This is a genomic window from Thermoplasmata archaeon (assembly GCA_035622275.1).
GTDB lineage: Archaea > Thermoplasmatota > Thermoplasmata > Lutacidiplasmatales > UBA184 > Lutacidiplasma.
The window spans coordinates 1-15,477 of sequence record DASPVQ010000002.1; the positions used below are offsets into that span (position 1 = coordinate 1).

The window sequence follows — 15,477 nt, forward strand, 5'->3', positions numbered from 1 at the left end:
GCGACGGCGGGCGAGGTCGCGACCGCGAGTCCGATCAGCATGTAGCCGGCCTGGGAGATGCTCGAATACGCCAGCATCCGCTTCATCTCCGTCTGCTGCAGGGCGAGGACGTTCCCGACCGTCATCGTGACGACCGCGAGGGTCCCGAGGGCGATCTGGACGCTCGGGCCGAGCGCGACCGACCCGCCGAAGAGTCCGTAGCCGCTCGCGCCGGTCGGTCCGAGCGCGAGGACCGGTCCCAGGAACACGAGGAAGAAGGCGAAGACGCCGATCTTCTTCGTTCCACCGGCCAGGAACGCCGACACGTCGTCCGGCGCGCCGTCGTAGACGTCGACCGCCCACGCGTGGAACGGCACGAGCGTGACCTTGAACGCGAGGCCGGCGATGAGGAAGCCGTAGCCGAGGAGGACGAGGGTGGGGTACGCCACCGCGGTCCCGGCGGCGCGGATGAGGTAGAGGTTCGTCGTCCCGTAGGCACCGAAGAGGAGCGACGCGCCGAAGAACGAGAGGACCGTCGAGAGCGCCCCGATGACGAAGAACTTCATGGCGGCCTCGAGCCCGCGGGCGTCCTTGCGGGTGTACGCGACCAGCAGGTACGACGCGATCGAGACCACCTCGATCGCGAGGAGGAGGAAAATGAGGTCGGTCGCGACGGCGACCAGCATCATCCCGAGCGTCGCGATGAGCAGGAGACCGAAGAAAATCGGGGCCCCGCGCTCGGTGGTGGGGCGGCTCGTGGAGGAAAGTGCGACGAGAAGCGCGGCGAGGAGGAAGATCGCCTGGAAGATCAGCCCGAGCGACGTGAACGCCCAGAGCGGAGCGGTTCCGGGGGTGGGGACCTGGTCGATCTGACCGGGGCCGATCGTCGCGAGGAAGCCGAGCGGCGCGAATCCCAGGTCGGCGACGACGATCCCGAGGGCCGCGAGGAGGACGGCGACGCTGACGCCGCCGGTGAGCTCGATCCGGCGCACCTTGAGGACGTCGGAGAGGAAGACGAGGAGCGCGCCGGCGAGCAGGAGGATCTCGGGCAGGAACGGGGCCGTGAACGAGACGAACGACATCGACCTACGTCCCCGGCCAGCCTTTGATCGGCGAGTTCACGATCACGTTCACGAGGAGGCCGGGCAGGATCCCGAACAGCACGGTGAGGGCGACCAGGAGCCCCATCCCGACGCCTTCGTACCACGGGACGTCGTGCGCGCTCGGCGGCACATCCCGAGGGGGCCCGAAGAGCATCCGCTGCATCATCCACAGGTAGAACGCGGCGGTGACGACCAGGACGACGAGCGGGATCAGGACCCAGTAGCCCAGCGCGTTCCACGTCGCGAGGAAGGCGGTGAACTCGGCCGGGAAGCCGATGAGCGCCGGGAGTCCGAGCGACGCGAGCGAGCCCGCCATGATCATCGTCGCGAGGGACGGCGCGCTGGGCGTGATGCCGGCGAGCGAGCTGATGTCGCGGGTCCCGTACTGGTGGTGGACGCTCCCCGACGCCATGAAGAGGAGCGCGCTCACGATCCCGTGGGCGAACATGAGCAGGACCGCCGCGACGAGCCCCAGCGACGAGTTCAGAGCGATCGCGAGGAGCACGATCCCCATGTGGTTGATCGAGGAGTACGCGACCAGTCGTTTCAGGTCCCGCTGGGCGAGCGAGAGCACCGACCCCCAGATGATCGTCAGGAACGCGATCACGAAGAGCAGCGGCTGGGTCGAGTGGAATCCGTCGGGGAGCACCTCCACCGCCCAGCGGATGAGCCCGTAGCCGCCGAGCTTCAGGAGGAGACCCGCGAGGAGGACGGAGCCGCCCGTCGGCGCCTCGACGTGCGCGTCGGGGAGCCACGTGTGGAACGGGACGACCGGGAACTTCACCGCGAAGCCGAAGAAGAGCGCGAGGAACAGGAACGTCTGGACGACGGGGGAGAGCCCGCGCGCGGCGGCGTAGACCGCCGAGAAGTCGAACGACGTCGCGCCCGAGTAGAAGACCAGCGCGAGGAGGCCGACCAGCATCACGATCGAGGCGACGTGGGTGTAGACGAAGAATTTGATCGCGGCGTAGCGCCGATTCGGCCCACCCCAGTAGCCGATCAAGAAGAACATCGGGACGAGGACGGCCTCCCAGAAGAGGAAGAAGAGCAGGATGTCGAGCGCGACGAAGACGCCGAAGCAGCCCAAACAGGTCAGCATCAGGAGACCGAAGTATCCAGCGGGCCGGTGCGTCTCGCCCCACGAGTAGACCACCGTCGCGATCTGCAGGACCGCGGTGAGCAGGATCAGGACGAGCGAGATCCCGTCGACCCCGACCGTGAAGTTCACGTGCATCCACGCGAGCGAAATCCACGTGTAGCTCTCGCCGTCCGAGAATCCGGGGACGAACGCCGAGGAGTAGCCGGGCCAGCCGGTATAGCTCCCCAGGAGAAGGCCGACCTCGAGGAGGAAGACGACCGAGGTCGCGAGCGCGACCCAGCGGGCCCGCGCGCCCGCGAAGAACGTCGCGACCGTGCCGACCGCGAGGCTACCGAGAATGATCGACAGGATCGGCAGCATCTACCCGCCTCCGAATTTCGCGAGGAGATACGGACCGACGACGAGCAAGAGGAGGAAGAGCGCGATCAATCCGGCGATGACGTACGCCGCGTAGTCGGAGACGACCCCGGACTGCAGCTGGCGGAGGCGGTTGCTCGCGACCGCGAACATCCGCTCCAGCCCCTTGACTGTCCCGTCGATGACGAACCGGTCGAAGAAGTCGGCCGCCCGCGCGATCGTGTAGACGCCGTCCTGGCCGATGCGGTCGTAGGCGACCTTGAAGTAGTAGCGGTTGAGGAGGAGGCGCCGCACCGGTTGGAGCGCGCTCGTCTCGCTGAGCGCGTAGACCTTCCCGTTCCCCCACATCGACCAGGCGAGCCCGATCCCGCCCGCCGCCAGGAGGACGCTCGTCGTGGAGAGCACGAGGTCGGTCGTGCCGTAGACGGGCGGAATGCCGGCGACGCCCGCCCCGCCGAGGAGGAGCGATTGGAATCCGGGGAGGAAGACGAACAGCCCCGCGACGACGGCGAACGCCGAGAGGATGACGAGCGGGACCCGCATGACCCACGGTCCCTCGTGGGGGTGCGGAAGGGTCGGGTCCCGGGGGCCGTCGCCCGAGAACGCGAGGAACCAGGCGCGGAAGATGTAGTACGCCGTCAGGAAGACGGTCGCGAACGCCATCAGGAAGAACGGCCAGTACGCCGGATGGCTGCCGAGCTCGGCGTAGACGGAGGAGAGGATGTCGTCCTTGCTCCAGAACCCGGCGAACGGCGGGATCCCGCTCAGCGCGAGACCGCCGATCGCGAACGCGGCGGCGGTAAGCCGCATGTGCTTGCGCAGCCCGCCCATCTTGAACAGGTCCTGCGTGCCGACCGCGTGGATGACCGAGCCGGCGGCGAGGAAGAGGAGCGCCTTGAAGAACGCGTGCGTGAAGAGATGGTACAGGCCGACCATCGCGAAGCCGGCGCCGATCGCGAACACCATGTAGCCCAGCTGGCTGATGGTGGAGTAGGCGATCACCCGCTTGATGTCCGGGTGGACGAGCGCCATCGTCGCGGCGAAGAACGTGGTGAACCCTCCGACCGCGACGATCGCGAGCTGGTCGGTCGGCGTGAATCCGATGAAGACGGACGTGATCGCGAGGAGGTAGACGCCCGCCGCGACCATCGTCGCGGCGTGGATGAGGGCCGAGACCGTGGTCGGGCCCTCCATCGCGTCGGGTAGCCAGACGTGGAGCGGGAACTGCGCGCTCTTCCCCGCCGCGCCACCGAGGATCAGGAGCCCCGCGATCGTGAGCGTGGTCGAGTTCGCCCCGGTCGTGCCGGCCAGGAACGGGGCATTGCCGTGAACGAAGACGAACCCGCTTGCCGCCCAGCCGCCGGTCCCCGCCGGGCCGGCGGTCGCGTACGTCGAGAAGTAGAGGAAGATCCCGAGGAGGAACAGAATGTCCCCGACGCGCGTGACGAGGAACGCCTCCTTGGCAGCGCTCGCCGCGCTCGGCTTCTCGTAGTAGAACCCGATGAGGAAGTAGGAGCAGACGCCGACCAGCTCCCAGAACAGGAAGAACTCCAAGAGGTTGTTCGCGAGGACGAGCCCCGTCATCGACGCGAGGAAGAGCGAGAGCTCGGCGTAGTAGCGGGGGAGGCCGTGGTCGTGGTGCATGTACCCGATCGAGTACAGCATCACGAGGAATCCGACGACCGTCACGACGATGAGCATCAGCGCCGAGAGCGGGTCGACGAGCGTTCCCATCACGAGCGAGAATCCGTTCGGGAACACTCCCGGCGCCGGCGGGAGGTGGAACCAGGTGAACTGTACGTTCGTGTACGTTCCCGGGTTCAGGGACTCCTCGACCCCGATCAGGACGCCGAGGACCATCGCCGCGCCGGAAAGGCCGACCGCGATCCACCCGCCCCACTCGAACGCTTTGAGGCGCGGGCCGGCGAGACCCACGATGACGAACGAGAGGACCGACAGGAGCGGGACGACGAACGCCCAGTCGAAGAGCCCGTCCGCCGCGACCGTGACCTACCCCCTCCCTACAGTTTGAGGTCAGTCGCCCGGGCGACGTTGATCGTTCCCTTGAGTCGGTTCAACGCGAGCACGATCGCGAGCCCGACCGCCACCTCGGTGGCGGCGAAGCCGACCAGGACCACCGCGATCGACTGGCCGTTGAGACCGCTCGTCCCGGGGGCGAACGCGGCGAAGTAGACGAAGTTCAAGATCGCCGCGTTCATCGCGACCTCGATCGAGATGAGGAGCAGGATGAAGTTCCGACGCGTCAAGATGCCGAACAGCCCGATCCCGAACAGCGCGGCGGACAGCGCGACGAAGCCGGTGATCGAGAGGTCGGTCACTCGCGCCCCTCCCGGACGAGGTAGATCGCTCCCGCCACCCCCGCGAGCATGATGAGCCCCAGGAGCAAGAGCCACGGACCGTTCGGCCCGAACAGGTTCACGCTCAGCGCCTGAGGCGGGTACGACTGGATCGAGGTCTCCGACTGCGGGAGCTCGCCGAGCGCGGAGACGAGGAAGATGAAGGTGACGAGCGCGAGCGCGACGGGGATCGGCCCCAGGCCGGTCGCCGCCTCGCGCGAGAAGATCCGCTTCCGGGTCGTCATGACACCGAAGAGGAGGAGGATCGTGACGGCCCCGGCGTACACCCCGAGCTGGAGGACGCCCAGGAACGGCGCGTCGAGCAGGAAGTAGATCGCGGAGAGGTCGACGAAGAAGATCGCGATCCAGAGGATCGTGTGCACCAGCTCCCGGACCAGGAGGGCGAGCGCTGCGGTGGCGACGGCGATGATCGCCAGGGCGAGGAACGCCAGTTCCTCGAGGCTCACTTGCGCGTCCCCCAGAACAGGCACTCTTTGGGACAGACGCTGATGCAGGTGCCGCACCGGACGCAGTCGGAGTCGTTGATGACCGGCTCCTTCCAGATCCGCTTCGGGGGCTTCTCGCCCGGTTTCGGCTCGACCTTCGGGATGTCGAGCATCGTGATGCACTGCGTGGGGCAGTCGCGCGAGCAGGCGTTGCAGCCGATGCAGATCGGCGGGTCGAGGAGGATCGCGTCCTCGTTCTCCGGGCGCTCGACCCGGATCGGGTTCATCGGGAGCTTGGTGCGGAAGACGTCGTACAGCTTCTCGGGCGAGTAGACCATCTCCGAGCGCCGCGAGGTCGACAGCTCGTAGCGCGTGGTCATCGTGAGGCACCCCTCGGGGCACGCGTCCGAACAGAACCCGCAGTAGCTGCACTTGCCGTAGTCGATCTCGGGGCACTTCTTCGGGTGCTTCGGGTCACCGCCCGGGACGTTCACCATCTCGATGCAAAGGTCCGGGCAGGAGAATGCGCAGAGATTGCAGCTGATGCACGTCGCGATGTTGAGCGCGTGGACGCCGCGGTAGTTGTCCCAGACGTGGCCGACCCCGATGGGTTTCCCCGACTCGACGGCGACGCGGTCGCGGAACTTCGGGTCCTCGAGCCGCTCGAACGGATAAACGATCGTGGAGGGGCGCACGAGGCTCTTCGCGAACTGCCGGGCCGCGGTCGCCATCGGGCGCGCGACGAAGAGAATGGGATTCTCGTTCGGTTTCTCCTTGGCCGTGATCGCGTCGGACAAGCGGACCTCCTACGACCCCACTCCGGGGACGCATCCCAGAAACCGCACGCACTTCACCGTGACGAGGACGGCGGCGAGGAAGATCGACAGGAGGCTCAGCGGGATCATCCGATTCCAGCCGACCCGGAGGAGCTGGTCGGTCCGCACGCGGGGGAGGGAGGCCCGGACCCAGACGAAGAGCCCGAAGACGAGGTACGTCTTCACCATGAACCAGAAGATCCCGGCGAGCGGGAACGACGTGGCCGCGCTCGGGACCCAGGAGGGCATCGTCCATCCGCCCAGGAAGAGGAGCACGACCAGGATGCTGCCGACCAGGGCGCGGAGGTAATCGGCGAGCATGAAGAACGCGAAGAGCATCCCGCCGTACTCGGTGTTCCACCCCTCGACCAACTCCGCCTCGGCCTCGGGGAGGTCGAACGGGATCCGCTCCATCTCGGCGAGCATCCCCGCGACGAAGACGATGAGCGCGACGACGAGCGGGCCCCAGAACCAGTAGTTCTGCTGCTCGTAGACGATCGTCGTGAGGTCGAAACTCCCGGAGAGGACCACGACCGCGACGACCGCGAGCAGGATCGGCACCTCGTAGGCGATCATCTGGGCCGCCGAGCGCATCCCGCCCATGAGGCTGTACTTGTTGTTGCTCGACCAGGCGCTGACGAAGATGAACAGCGGGGCGAAGGAGAAGATCGCGAGCGCGAGCAGGAGCGTCAGCGGGAGCGCGCCCGAGTTCCAGCCCGAGGAGATCGGGAGGATCCCGAAGAGGATCAGCGACGTGACCATGTACGCCGTCGGCCCCGAGTAGAAGCCGAGGCTGTCCGCCTCCCGGGGCTGGAAGGTGTGCTTGCGGAACAGCTTGAGCCCGTCCGCGAAGTTCTGCAGGAGGCCGGCGAAGCCGACGTGCATCGCCCCCCGTCGGTCCATGAACCGGCCGAGCAGCTTGCGCTCCCACCAGATCAGGAGGATCGTGTTGAGCATGCTTGCGGCGAGCAGGATCCCCGCGAAGACCAGGAGCGCGAGCCCGGTGACGAGATCGACGTTCGTGATCGCGCCGCGCGGTCCGGGCGGGAACAGCGAGCCGATGGCGCCGAGGAGCGCGCTCGACAGGTCGTACGACACCGAGTACAGGGTCGCGCCGGACATCGGCCTAGCGGTCGACCTCCCCGACGCAGACGTCGACGCTCCCCATGATCGGCGGGATGTCGGCGACGTGGTAGCCGACGAGGTACTGCCGCGCCGCGCTGATGTTGCCGAAGACCGGCGAGCGGAACTTGACGCGGTACGGGTGCTGCCCGCCGTCGTTCACGACGTAGGCGAGCGCCTCGCCGTGCGGTTCCTCGACCGCGGCGAATCCGACCCCCTTCGGGTAGCTGCGCTTGAGCAAGTAGCCCTCGTTGCCGATCGGGGCGTACGGTGCGCCGAGCCATCGGGGGACGCGCTCGGCCATGACGGGGCCGGGGTGCCGGTCGAGCCAGTCGAGCACCTGACGCAGGATCCGGTTGGACTGACGCAGCTCCTCCATCCGGACGAGGTAGCGGGCGGTGACGTCCGCCGCGTCCGCGACGGCGACCTCGAAGTCGAGCTGCCCGTAGACCGAGTACGGGCGATCCTTGCGCAGGTCGCGCCGGCTCCCGGCGGCCCGGAGCATCGGGCCCGTGACGCCGTGGGCGACGCAGTCGTTCGCCTTGAGGACCCCGAGGTCGTCGCATCGCTCGCGGAAGATCGTCGAACCGAGGCAGAGCTGGTCGTACTCCCGGTAGCGGTCGTCGAGCCAGTCGAGGACCTTGCGCGCGCGGTCGGTGAACCCCGGCGGCAGGTCGTTGCGGACGCCGCCGACCCGCATGTACTCGTAGGTGAGGCGGGCGCCCGTGTAGCTCTGGAACAGGTCGAGGACGAGGTCGCGGTCCCGCATGCCGTAGAGGAACGGGCTCATGAGACCCAGGTCCTGGACGAACGCGGCGTACCACATCAGGTGCGAGCCGATCCGCTGGAACTCGTCGCACAGCACGCGCAGGTACTCGGCGCGCTCGGGCGGGCGCACGTGGAGCGAGCGCTCGGCGGCCTGGATGTAGAGGTGCTCCCAGGCGAACCCGGCGACGTAGCAGCACCGGTCCATCAGGGTGATGACCTCGTTGAAGTGCCGGTCCTCGCTGATCTTCTCGATCCCCCGGTGGAGGTAGCCCATCTCGGGGTCGACGTCGAGGACCATCTCGCCGTCGATCTTCACCCGCAGGTTCCACAGCCCGTGGGTCATGGGGTGCTGGGGCCCCATGTTGATCCACATCTCAGACACGGCGGCTCTTCACCTCCAGCTCCTCGGGCTCGTGCAGCTTGAACGAGCGCAAGAGCGGGTGGAACGCGTAGCCGTCGGGCATCAGCAGGTGCCGCAGGTCCGGGTGGTGATCGAACGTGATGTCGACGAGCTCCCAGGCCTCGCGCTCGTGCCAGTTCGCGCTCGGCCAGATCCCGCTCGCGGTCTCGATGTGGGCGGAGTCGGCGGGCAGATCCGCCGAGAGGATCGCGTACTGCTTGGCCGAGTCCGACCAGACGACGTAGAACACCTCGCGATGGTCGACCCAGTCGACCCCGCCAACGGTGGACAGGTGCGAGAAGCCGAGCTCGTCGCGCACGGCGCGGAACAGATCGAGCGCCGCCTCGCGGCGGAACCGCACCCGGCCCGCGGTCCCCTCGAACGCGTCCACGCCGAGCAGGCGGTCGCCCAGCTTCGGTGCGAGCGCCCGCGCGAGGTCGTCCGGTTCCACCGTCCCCTCCTCGCTCGCCCGGCGACGAGGCCGCCTACTCCCCGCGCTCCCGGATCAGCCGCTCGAGCTCGAGGATCCCGTCGAGCATCGCCTCGGGCCGCGGCGGGCAGCCGGCGATGTAGACGTCGACGGGCACCAGCTTGTCGACGCCGGGGACGACCGAGTACGCGGTGCGGAACGGTCCGCCGCCGGTGGCGCAGTTGCCCATCGCGATCACCCACTTCGGCTCGGGCATCTGCTCGTACAGCGTGATCAGCTTGTGCGCGACCTTCCAGGTCACGGTGCCGTTGACGATCATGAGGTCGCACTGGCGCGGCGAGGAGCGCGGGACGACCCCGAAGCGCTCGGCGTCCCAGCGCGCCCCGAAGCCCGCCGCGAATTCGATCGCGCAGCAGGCGAGCCCCCAGTGGAGGGGAAACAGGGAGTTGCGTCCCGCCCAGTTGAACACCGGGCGGATCACCTTGCCCTCGCCCTGCTCCTTCAGGAGCGCGGCGAGCGTCTCCTTCGCCGCCGGGATGAACTCCTTGGCGCGGAGGGTCTCGATCTCGAACAGCGGCACGGCGGCGGGACCGGCCATCGGCAGCTCGCCCTCGAGGCGGTAGCCGTCGGGCGCGGCCTTCGCGGGGGCCAGATTCGCGGGCGGGCTGGTCACACGACCCACCTCTTCTCGCCGCTGAGCGCGTAGTAGATGCCGGTGATCGCGAGCGCGGTGAACGCGACGGCGATGAAGATCGGGAACCAGGCGGAGTTCGCGCCCCGGAACGTCAGACCCCACAGCGCCAGGATGAAGCCGAGGACGTCGACCGCCACGAAGACGATCGCGAAGGTGTAGTGCTGCGTCGGGAAGTCGATCTGCGCTTCTCCCTCGGCTTCCTCGCCGCACTCGTAGGTCGTCCGCTGCAGGTACGAGCGTCGACGCTTCGCGCCGAGCACCCGGTTCGCGACGATCGAGCCCACGCCGAAGACGCTGGCGAGCGCCGCGAACACGAGGAACGTCGTGATGCCCGCCTCCATCGCGCCCTCCTCCCGCTCGCCGTTCTCGCCGGAAGGACCCCTGCCGTTTATTTAACGGGCACCGGCGAGGCGAGGCGCGCGAGGAGCGCGCCGCGTTCCGCGAGGGGTTAAGCGAGGCTCCGGTTGCTAGCGCGGTCGTGCAGTCCTCGGCGTTCCGGGCGCGGATCCGGCTGCTCGGTCGGTACTGCGAGCTCGTCCCGCTCGCGCGCGCCCACCGCGAGGGACTGCACGCCGCGGCCGCGGACCCCGACGCGTTCCCGTTCCTGAGGATGCCACCGGGACCGGGGCTCGCCGAGATCGACCGGATGATCGACTACCAGCTCCGACAGCGGCGGCGCGGGGAGGACCTGCCGTTCACGACCCGGCTCGCCGAGAGCCATCGGATCGTCGGCATGACGCGATTTCTGCGGATCGATCGGGACAGCGAGTCGGTCGAGATCGGCGGTACCTGGCTCGACCCGGCGCTGCGCCGCACGCCGATCAACACCGAGACGAAGTACCTATTGCTCCGACACGCCTTCGAGTCCGAAGGGGCCCACCGGGTCCAGTTCCAGACCGACCTGCGGAACGAGACGAGCCAGCGCGCGATCGAGCGGATCGGGGCCCGGCGGGAGGGGGTGCTGCGCGAGGACGTGCTCCTCTACGACGGCTACCGCCGTTCGTCCGTGTACTATAGCGTGCTCGCGGAGGAATGGTCGTCGCGGAAGGGCCACCTGGAGGCGATGCTCGCCCGACCGTGGCCTCCTCCGGCTACGGAGGGGGGAAGCGGGGCGGCCGCTTCTCCGTGAACGCGCGGATCCCCTCGGGGAGCTCCGGGCCGGCCGCGGCGTGGACCGCGGCCCGCCGTTCCAGCATCATCTGGGACTCGAGGCTTCCGCCGAACGACGCGACGATCAGCCGCTTGGTGGCGCCGTAGGCCCCGGTCGGCCCCTCGGCGAGCTCGCGCACGCGTGCCTCGGCACGCGCCGGCAGCTCGGCGTCGGCGACGACCTCGTGGACCAGACCGAGGTCCCGAGCGCGCGCGGAGGTCAGTCGAGCGTGGGTGAACAACAGCTCCTGCGCCAGCCCGACGCCGAGGAAATGCGGCAGGAAGTAGGTCAGTCCCCCGTCGGGCACCGCGCCCAGGGCGGGGAACGCCGGGACGAGGGTCGCGGACTCGGCGGCGATCCTCCAGTCACAGGCGAGCGCGAGCGAGAGTCCCCCACCTGCCGCGACGCCGGGGAGGGCGGCGAGCACGGGCTTGGGCATGCCGACGAGCTCGCGGATCGCGCCCTCCATCTCGCCGGTGAGGGCGTGGAAGAGCGCCGCGAGCTCTCCGCGCGCGAGGTACTCGTCCATCACTGCGACGTCCCCGCCCGCGCAGAACGCCGCGCCCGCGCCGGTGAGCAGGACGGCCCGGACCGATGCGTCGGTGGCAATCGACTCGAGCACCGTCCTTAGCTCGCGCATCGCGGCGACGTCGAGGGCATTGCGCCGCTCCGGCCGGTCGATCGTGACCGTCTCCACCGCCCCCGAGCGGGCGCGCCGGATCGAGCTCATCGGCGCGCGCAGGCGCCCGGACGAACTTTAGGTTTGGTCGCCGGTCGGGCTCGACCCCGCCTCGCCTCCGGCCTCAGAGGGTATCGCCGGCCCAACCGGTCATCGGGAACCCCCGTCCCGCCTCAGGAGGTCGCGGCGGGCGATGGGTCTCGCGCTAGCTGGGCGACGTCGGCGGGCGCTTGCGCGGATCCGTGCTCGGGGGGGGGCTCGAGGGCGGCGGGGGTCCGGCGGACGGCGGCATCGAGGTGGGGGCGGCGCGGCTCGCGGGGGGCGGAGCGATGTCGTCGGCCTCGGGCAGCTCGGGCACGCCGGCGCCCTTCGCGCCCTTGCCGTAGGAGCTGACCATGGAGGTCGACTCGTCGGACTCGGCCTTGATCTCGTCCTCGATGCTCTTGATCTCGGTCAGCAGTTCCTCCTGCTTCGGGATCGGGCCGAGGATGTTGTCCATCGTGCCGATGCGGGCCTCGAGCTCGTCGAGCGTGTTCAGGCCCCGGTCCGGTACCTGGCGGCTCGTGCCAAGGTACTCGGAGGCGCCCTCCATCAACCGCGAGAACTCGAACGGGAACAGGATCTTGGTCGCCTGGCCGTCGCCGACCTTGGTCACCGTGTCGAGCGAAAGGACGGTCAGCGCCTTCGCGTCGAGGGTCCCGGCCCCGAGCGCGAGGATGCGCAGGCGCTGGGACTCGCCCTGGGCCTCGAGGATCGTCGCGACCCGGGCGCCTTCGGCCTCAAGGATCTGGGACTGACGGACGCCTTCCGCCTGGAGGATGCGCGAGCGCTTCTGCCCCTCGGCGACCAGGATGGCGCTGCGCTTCTCGCCGTCGGCTCTGAGCACCGCGGCGCGCCGCTGGCGCTCGGCCGCGGTTTGCTCCTCCATCGCGGACTTGACCGGGCCGACCGGGTCGACTTCCTTGATCTCGACCGCATCGACGCGCACGCCCCACTTGTCGGTGGACTCGTCGAGGATGTCCCGGAGGCGGGTGTTGATCCGCTCGCGGTTGTACAGGACCTCGTCGAGCTCCATGTCGCCGATGATCGAGCGCAGGGTCGTCTGGGCGAGCGCGACGGTCGCGACGTGGTAGTTCTGGACCTGGAAGATCGCCTTCGGCGCGTCGACGACCTTGATGTAGATGATCGCGTCGACGTTCGTCGGCGAGTTGTCCTTCGTGATCACTTCCTGGCGCGGGACCTCGAGCACCTGCGTCCGCAGGTCGATCTTCAGGACCTGCGCGAGCGGGCTGACGAGATTGAAGCCCGGGTTGATGATGCGCTTGTACGAGCCGAGCAGGGTGACGATCCCCTGCTGGTACGGCTGGATCGTGTAGATCATCCGCGTGAGGATCACGAGGATGACGATGAACGCGAGAACGACCCCGATGATGATGCCCGTGTAATCCATGCTGTGGCTCCTATCCGGGCGGCGGCGATGCGATCGGCTGCACCGTCACCGAGACCCCCTCTCCGTGGATCACCCGCACGCGCGTACCGACGGGGATCATCTCGTCCGCCTTCGCCGACCAGACCTCGCTCTTGACCTTTACCTTGCCGCGCAGCGTGTTCGGGATGACCGGGGCGATCACGATCCCCTCCTCCCCCACGAGCCCCCCGCTCGTGGTGCTCATCGGACGATGCACGGGCGCGACCCAGCGGTAGTACGGAATCTCGACGAGCGCCCCAAGGATCGCCGCCACGATCACGATGACCGGTCCGATGTAGCTGTCGAGGAGGATGTCCGGCAGGAACAGGTAGAGGAAACCGGCCACCAGCAGGATCGAGCCGGGGATGATCAGTAGCGCGCCAGGGTGGATCAGCTCGAAGGCGAACAGCGCGATCCCGGCCACCACGAGGGTGATGCCGATCGCATCGTTGACGACGACCATGCTCGGGCCCTCCGCAGAGAGCGGATGCCGAGATAAGGTCCCCCCCGAGCGCCCGGGCCGCGGGCGGGCGCTACCGGATGTACGTCTGGGTGCTGGCGAGGTCGAACCGCGGCACGACCTTCAACCGGCGCCCGTCCCCGCCCGGCGCGTACGCCAGGAACGGGTAGAGCCGCCAGAGGTCGCCCTCGGCCATGCGGGTGGCCACGTGGTCCGGCCCGAACGCCTGCCGCGTGACGTACGCCGTCACCTTTCGGACCGCGTCCTCGTCCAGGTAGCCGAGCGCGTGCAGGTACTCGTGGGCGAGGATGACGTAGACGAAGCTGTTGAGCTCGAGCGGTCCCGATGCGTTGGCGCGCATCGTCTGGACGAGCCCCTCGTTGACGACGATCAGGTTGCCCGTGAGCTGCCAGTACGCCCCGACGCTCGGCGGCAGGTTGGACAGTCCCAGGCCGAGACCGGGCCGCTCGATGCCGAGCACCCGGTGCACGGCCTCCCGGACGACGCGGAAGACCGCGTCGTAGCTGGCCTCCTGCTCCAGGACGCGGCCGAAGGCGGCCGGCTCGCGCGCCCGCGCGACGTGGGTCGTCGGAGAGCGGATAGGAGAGGGAGGAGTTGGGGTCAGGCCGAAGAGCGTCATGCCACCGTATCGACGCTTCCCAGGCGGATATAGTCACGCTGACGCACAGGCAACCGCAGGGGCCTCGCACGGCGCCCGGGGTCGGAGCGGGGGTGTGCGGCCCGGGGCCGAGAGCCTATGAGACGCCCCGGTCTCGTTCGAGGCGATGCCCCGGGCCCACGACCTGGTCTTTCCCCGACGCCGCGAGCGCACGGAGGATCGCCGCAAGGAAGCGACCCAGCGCAAGCTCCTCGACGAGTTCTTCGACCACGCGACGCTCCTCGCCGTCTCGCGTCTGGTCAACCAGGGGCAGTTCGGTTCGATCGACTTCCCCATCTCGACCGGCAAGGAGGGCGGGGTCTTCCGCGCGACGCGCGGCGGGGAGTTCCGGGCGGTCAAGATCTACCGCATCGGCAACACGACCTTCCGCCACCTCCCGGCCTACGCGCTCCAGGAGCTGCGGGAGACGACGAGCGTCCGCAACTTCGCGGGCCTGATCGCCGGCTGGACGCGACGCGAGCACACGATCCTCGGGCGTCTCGCCGACGTCGGGGTGCGGTCCCCCCGACCGTTCGGCCACCTGCGCAACGTCCTCGTCATGGAGTTCATCGGCGACGAGCGGGGCGCGGCGCCGCGCCTCATCGACGCCGTCGTCGAGGACCCGGCGGCGCTCTACGCGGACCTCGTGGCCCAGGTGCGCGCGATGCTCGTCGGCGCCCGACTCGTCCACGGCGACCTCTCGCCGTACAACACCCTGTACTGGAACGAGCACCCCGTGCTCATCGACGTGGCGCAGGCCGTGCGGGCCGAGCACCCGCAGGCTCGCGAGCTGCTCGAACGCGATCTCGGCAACTACGCGAGGTTCCTCGGCCGCCTCGGCCACCCGGTGGAGCCCGAAGAGTTCCTGCGGGCCGTCGGGGGGCTCGAGCTCGCGGGCGCCGATCCCGAGGCGGCCTGATGCCGGTCCTCTATGCCCGGATCCCCGAGGACCGGGTGGCGGTCCTGATCGGCGCCGGCGGCCGCACGAAGCGGGAGATCGCGGCGCAGACCGGCACGACGGTCGACGTCGACGCGGAGGAGGGCGAGGTGCGCATCAGCGGGCCGGACGACGACCCGACCGGTGCCCTGAAGGCCCGGGACATCGCGATCGCCATCGGTCGGGGCTTCTCGCCCCCGCGCGCCCTGCGGCTGCTGCGGGACAACGCCTACCTCGGGATTCTCGACATCAAGGTCACCACGGGGCGCCACGAGAAGTCCGCGCTCCGACGGATCCGGGCCCGCGTGATCGGGACCCGGGGGCGGGCGCGCGCCCGGCTCGAGGAGCTCAGCGGCTGCTCGGTGAGCGTCTACGGTTCGACAGTCGCGCTGATCGGCGACGAGGACCAGCTCGAGCGCGCTACGCGCGCCGTCGAGCTGCTCCTCAAGGGCAGCGAGCACTCGACGGTCTTCCACCTCCTCGCCCGCCTCCGGCGCGAGGCCGCCATCGACGAGCTCGGCGGCCGGGCCGCCGACCGCGCGACGGAGTAGGCGG

17 protein-coding genes and 1 pseudogene are annotated in these 15,477 nt (G+C 69.1%); 3 read left to right on the forward strand and 15 right to left on the reverse strand.

Features of this window, described 5'->3' with window-relative positions; genetic code table 11:
* The 11 genes and pseudogenes from VEL82_00530 to ndhC form a co-directional block, all read right to left on the reverse strand.
* The coding region (locus VEL82_00530; GenBank protein HXW66362.1) for a proton-conducting transporter membrane subunit at window positions 1-1,061 on the reverse strand (1,061 nt) is incomplete at its 3' end.
* A gap of 4 nt (window positions 1,062-1,065) precedes the next feature.
* Window positions 1,066-2,541 (reverse strand): NADH-quinone oxidoreductase subunit M, encoded by a 1,476-nt coding sequence (locus VEL82_00535; protein HXW66363.1) that lies wholly within the window; start codon window positions 2,539-2,541, stop codon window positions 1,066-1,068.
* A pseudogene (nuoL, locus tag VEL82_00540) lies at window positions 2,542-4,500 on the reverse strand (NADH-quinone oxidoreductase subunit L).
* A gap of 59 nt (window positions 4,501-4,559) precedes the next feature.
* Entirely contained in the window at window positions 4,560-4,877 is a 318-nt protein-coding gene (gene nuoK, locus VEL82_00545) for an NADH-quinone oxidoreductase subunit NuoK (protein ID HXW66364.1), read from the reverse strand.
* Window positions 4,874-5,362, reverse strand: a complete 489-nt coding sequence (locus tag VEL82_00550) for an NADH-quinone oxidoreductase subunit J (protein HXW66365.1) — start codon at window positions 5,360-5,362, stop codon at window positions 4,874-4,876. Before VEL82_00550 ends, nuoK begins: the two co-directional genes overlap by 4 nt.
* Window positions 5,359-6,138 carry a 4Fe-4S binding protein gene (locus VEL82_00555; GenBank protein HXW66366.1) on the reverse strand — a complete coding sequence of 260 codons (780 nt, stop codon included), beginning with the start codon at window positions 6,136-6,138 and terminating at the stop codon, window positions 5,359-5,361. Before VEL82_00555 ends, VEL82_00550 begins: the two co-directional genes overlap by 4 nt.
* Before the next feature lie 9 nt (window positions 6,139-6,147).
* Entirely contained in the window at window positions 6,148-7,278 is a 1,131-nt protein-coding gene (locus VEL82_00560) for a complex I subunit 1 family protein (protein HXW66367.1), read from the reverse strand.
* Between the two features lie 4 nt (window positions 7,279-7,282).
* On the reverse strand, window positions 7,283-8,419 hold the full coding sequence (locus VEL82_00565; GenBank protein HXW66368.1) for an NADH-quinone oxidoreductase subunit D: 1,137 nt from the start codon (window positions 8,417-8,419) through the stop codon (window positions 7,283-7,285).
* 1 nt (window position 8,420) lies between these two features.
* A complete protein-coding gene (locus VEL82_00570) occupies window positions 8,421-8,897 on the reverse strand; it encodes an NADH-quinone oxidoreductase subunit C (protein ID HXW66369.1) in 477 nt (158 codons plus the stop codon).
* Window positions 8,898-8,931: 34 nt separating this feature from the next.
* Window positions 8,932-9,549, reverse strand: a complete 618-nt coding sequence (locus tag VEL82_00575; protein ID HXW66370.1) for an NADH-quinone oxidoreductase subunit B family protein — start codon at window positions 9,547-9,549, stop codon at window positions 8,932-8,934.
* Window positions 9,546-9,911 carry an NADH-quinone oxidoreductase subunit A gene (ndhC, locus tag VEL82_00580; GenBank protein ID HXW66371.1) on the reverse strand — a complete coding sequence of 122 codons (366 nt, stop codon included), beginning with the start codon at window positions 9,909-9,911 and terminating at the stop codon, window positions 9,546-9,548. Before ndhC ends, VEL82_00575 begins: the two co-directional genes overlap by 4 nt.
* 137 nt (window positions 9,912-10,048) lie before the next feature.
* Here ndhC and VEL82_00585 point away from each other — a divergent pair, with 137 nt between their 5' ends.
* A complete protein-coding gene (locus VEL82_00585) occupies window positions 10,049-10,699 on the forward strand; it encodes a GNAT family protein (protein ID HXW66372.1) in 651 nt (216 codons plus the stop codon).
* Here VEL82_00585 and VEL82_00590 read toward each other — a convergent pair.
* From VEL82_00590 to VEL82_00605, 4 genes are all read right to left on the reverse strand, one after another.
* Window positions 10,662-11,450: an enoyl-CoA hydratase-related protein gene (locus tag VEL82_00590; protein ID HXW66373.1), complete on the reverse strand. Its 789-nt coding sequence runs from the start codon at window positions 11,448-11,450 to the stop codon at window positions 10,662-10,664. The two genes, VEL82_00585 and VEL82_00590, sit on opposite strands and share 38 nt — an antisense overlap.
* Before the next feature lie 154 nt (window positions 11,451-11,604).
* Window positions 11,605-12,849 carry an SPFH domain-containing protein gene (locus VEL82_00595; protein HXW66374.1) on the reverse strand — a complete coding sequence of 415 codons (1,245 nt, stop codon included), beginning with the start codon at window positions 12,847-12,849 and terminating at the stop codon, window positions 11,605-11,607.
* 10 nt (window positions 12,850-12,859) lie between these two features.
* Window positions 12,860-13,330 carry an NfeD family protein gene (locus VEL82_00600; GenBank protein HXW66375.1) on the reverse strand — a complete coding sequence of 157 codons (471 nt, stop codon included), beginning with the start codon at window positions 13,328-13,330 and terminating at the stop codon, window positions 12,860-12,862.
* Window positions 13,331-13,400: 70 nt separating this feature from the next.
* Window positions 13,401-13,967: a hypothetical protein gene (locus tag VEL82_00605; protein HXW66376.1), complete on the reverse strand. Its 567-nt coding sequence runs from the start codon at window positions 13,965-13,967 to the stop codon at window positions 13,401-13,403.
* A 145-nt stretch (window positions 13,968-14,112) separates the two neighbouring features.
* On the opposite strand from VEL82_00605, the gene VEL82_00610 reads away from it, so the two are divergent.
* Together VEL82_00610 and VEL82_00615 are read left to right on the forward strand one after the other, a co-directional pair.
* On the forward strand, window positions 14,113-14,904 hold the full coding sequence (locus VEL82_00610; GenBank protein ID HXW66377.1) for an RIO1 family regulatory kinase/ATPase: 792 nt from the start codon (window positions 14,113-14,115) through the stop codon (window positions 14,902-14,904).
* Window positions 14,904-15,473: a KH domain-containing protein gene (locus VEL82_00615; GenBank protein ID HXW66378.1), complete on the forward strand. Its 570-nt coding sequence runs from the start codon at window positions 14,904-14,906 to the stop codon at window positions 15,471-15,473. Before VEL82_00610 ends, VEL82_00615 begins: the two co-directional genes overlap by 1 nt.
* Window positions 15,474-15,477: the final 4 nt, after the last annotated feature.

What these genes read in the sequence shown, in the direction of transcription:
- VEL82_00600 (HXW66375.1), bottom strand. Translation starts at nt 13,330, where the DNA reads ATGGTCGTCGTCAACGATGCGATCGGCATCACCCTCGTGGTGGCCGGG.
- VEL82_00565 (HXW66368.1), bottom strand. Translation starts at nt 8,419, where the DNA reads ATGTGGATCAACATGGGGCCCCAGCACCCCATGACCCACGGGCTGTGG.
- VEL82_00615 (HXW66378.1), top strand. Translation starts at nt 14,904, where the DNA reads ATGCCGGTCCTCTATGCCCGGATCCCCGAGGACCGGGTGGCGGTCCTG.
- VEL82_00560 (HXW66367.1), bottom strand. Translation starts at nt 7,278, where the DNA reads ATGTCCGGCGCGACCCTGTACTCGGTGTCGTACGACCTGTCGAGCGCG.
- VEL82_00595 (HXW66374.1), bottom strand. Translation starts at nt 12,849, where the DNA reads ATGGATTACACGGGCATCATCATCGGGGTCGTTCTCGCGTTCATCGTC.
- ndhC (HXW66371.1), bottom strand. Translation starts at nt 9,911, where the DNA reads ATGGAGGCGGGCATCACGACGTTCCTCGTGTTCGCGGCGCTCGCCAGC.
- VEL82_00535 (HXW66363.1), bottom strand. Translation starts at nt 2,541, where the DNA reads ATGCTGCCGATCCTGTCGATCATTCTCGGTAGCCTCGCGGTCGGCACG.
- VEL82_00610 (HXW66377.1), top strand. Translation starts at nt 14,113, where the DNA reads ATGCCCCGGGCCCACGACCTGGTCTTTCCCCGACGCCGCGAGCGCACG.
- VEL82_00590 (HXW66373.1), bottom strand. Translation starts at nt 11,450, where the DNA reads ATGAGCTCGATCCGGCGCGCCCGCTCGGGGGCGGTGGAGACGGTCACG.
- VEL82_00605 (HXW66376.1), bottom strand. Translation starts at nt 13,967, where the DNA reads ATGACGCTCTTCGGCCTGACCCCAACTCCTCCCTCTCCTATCCGCTCT.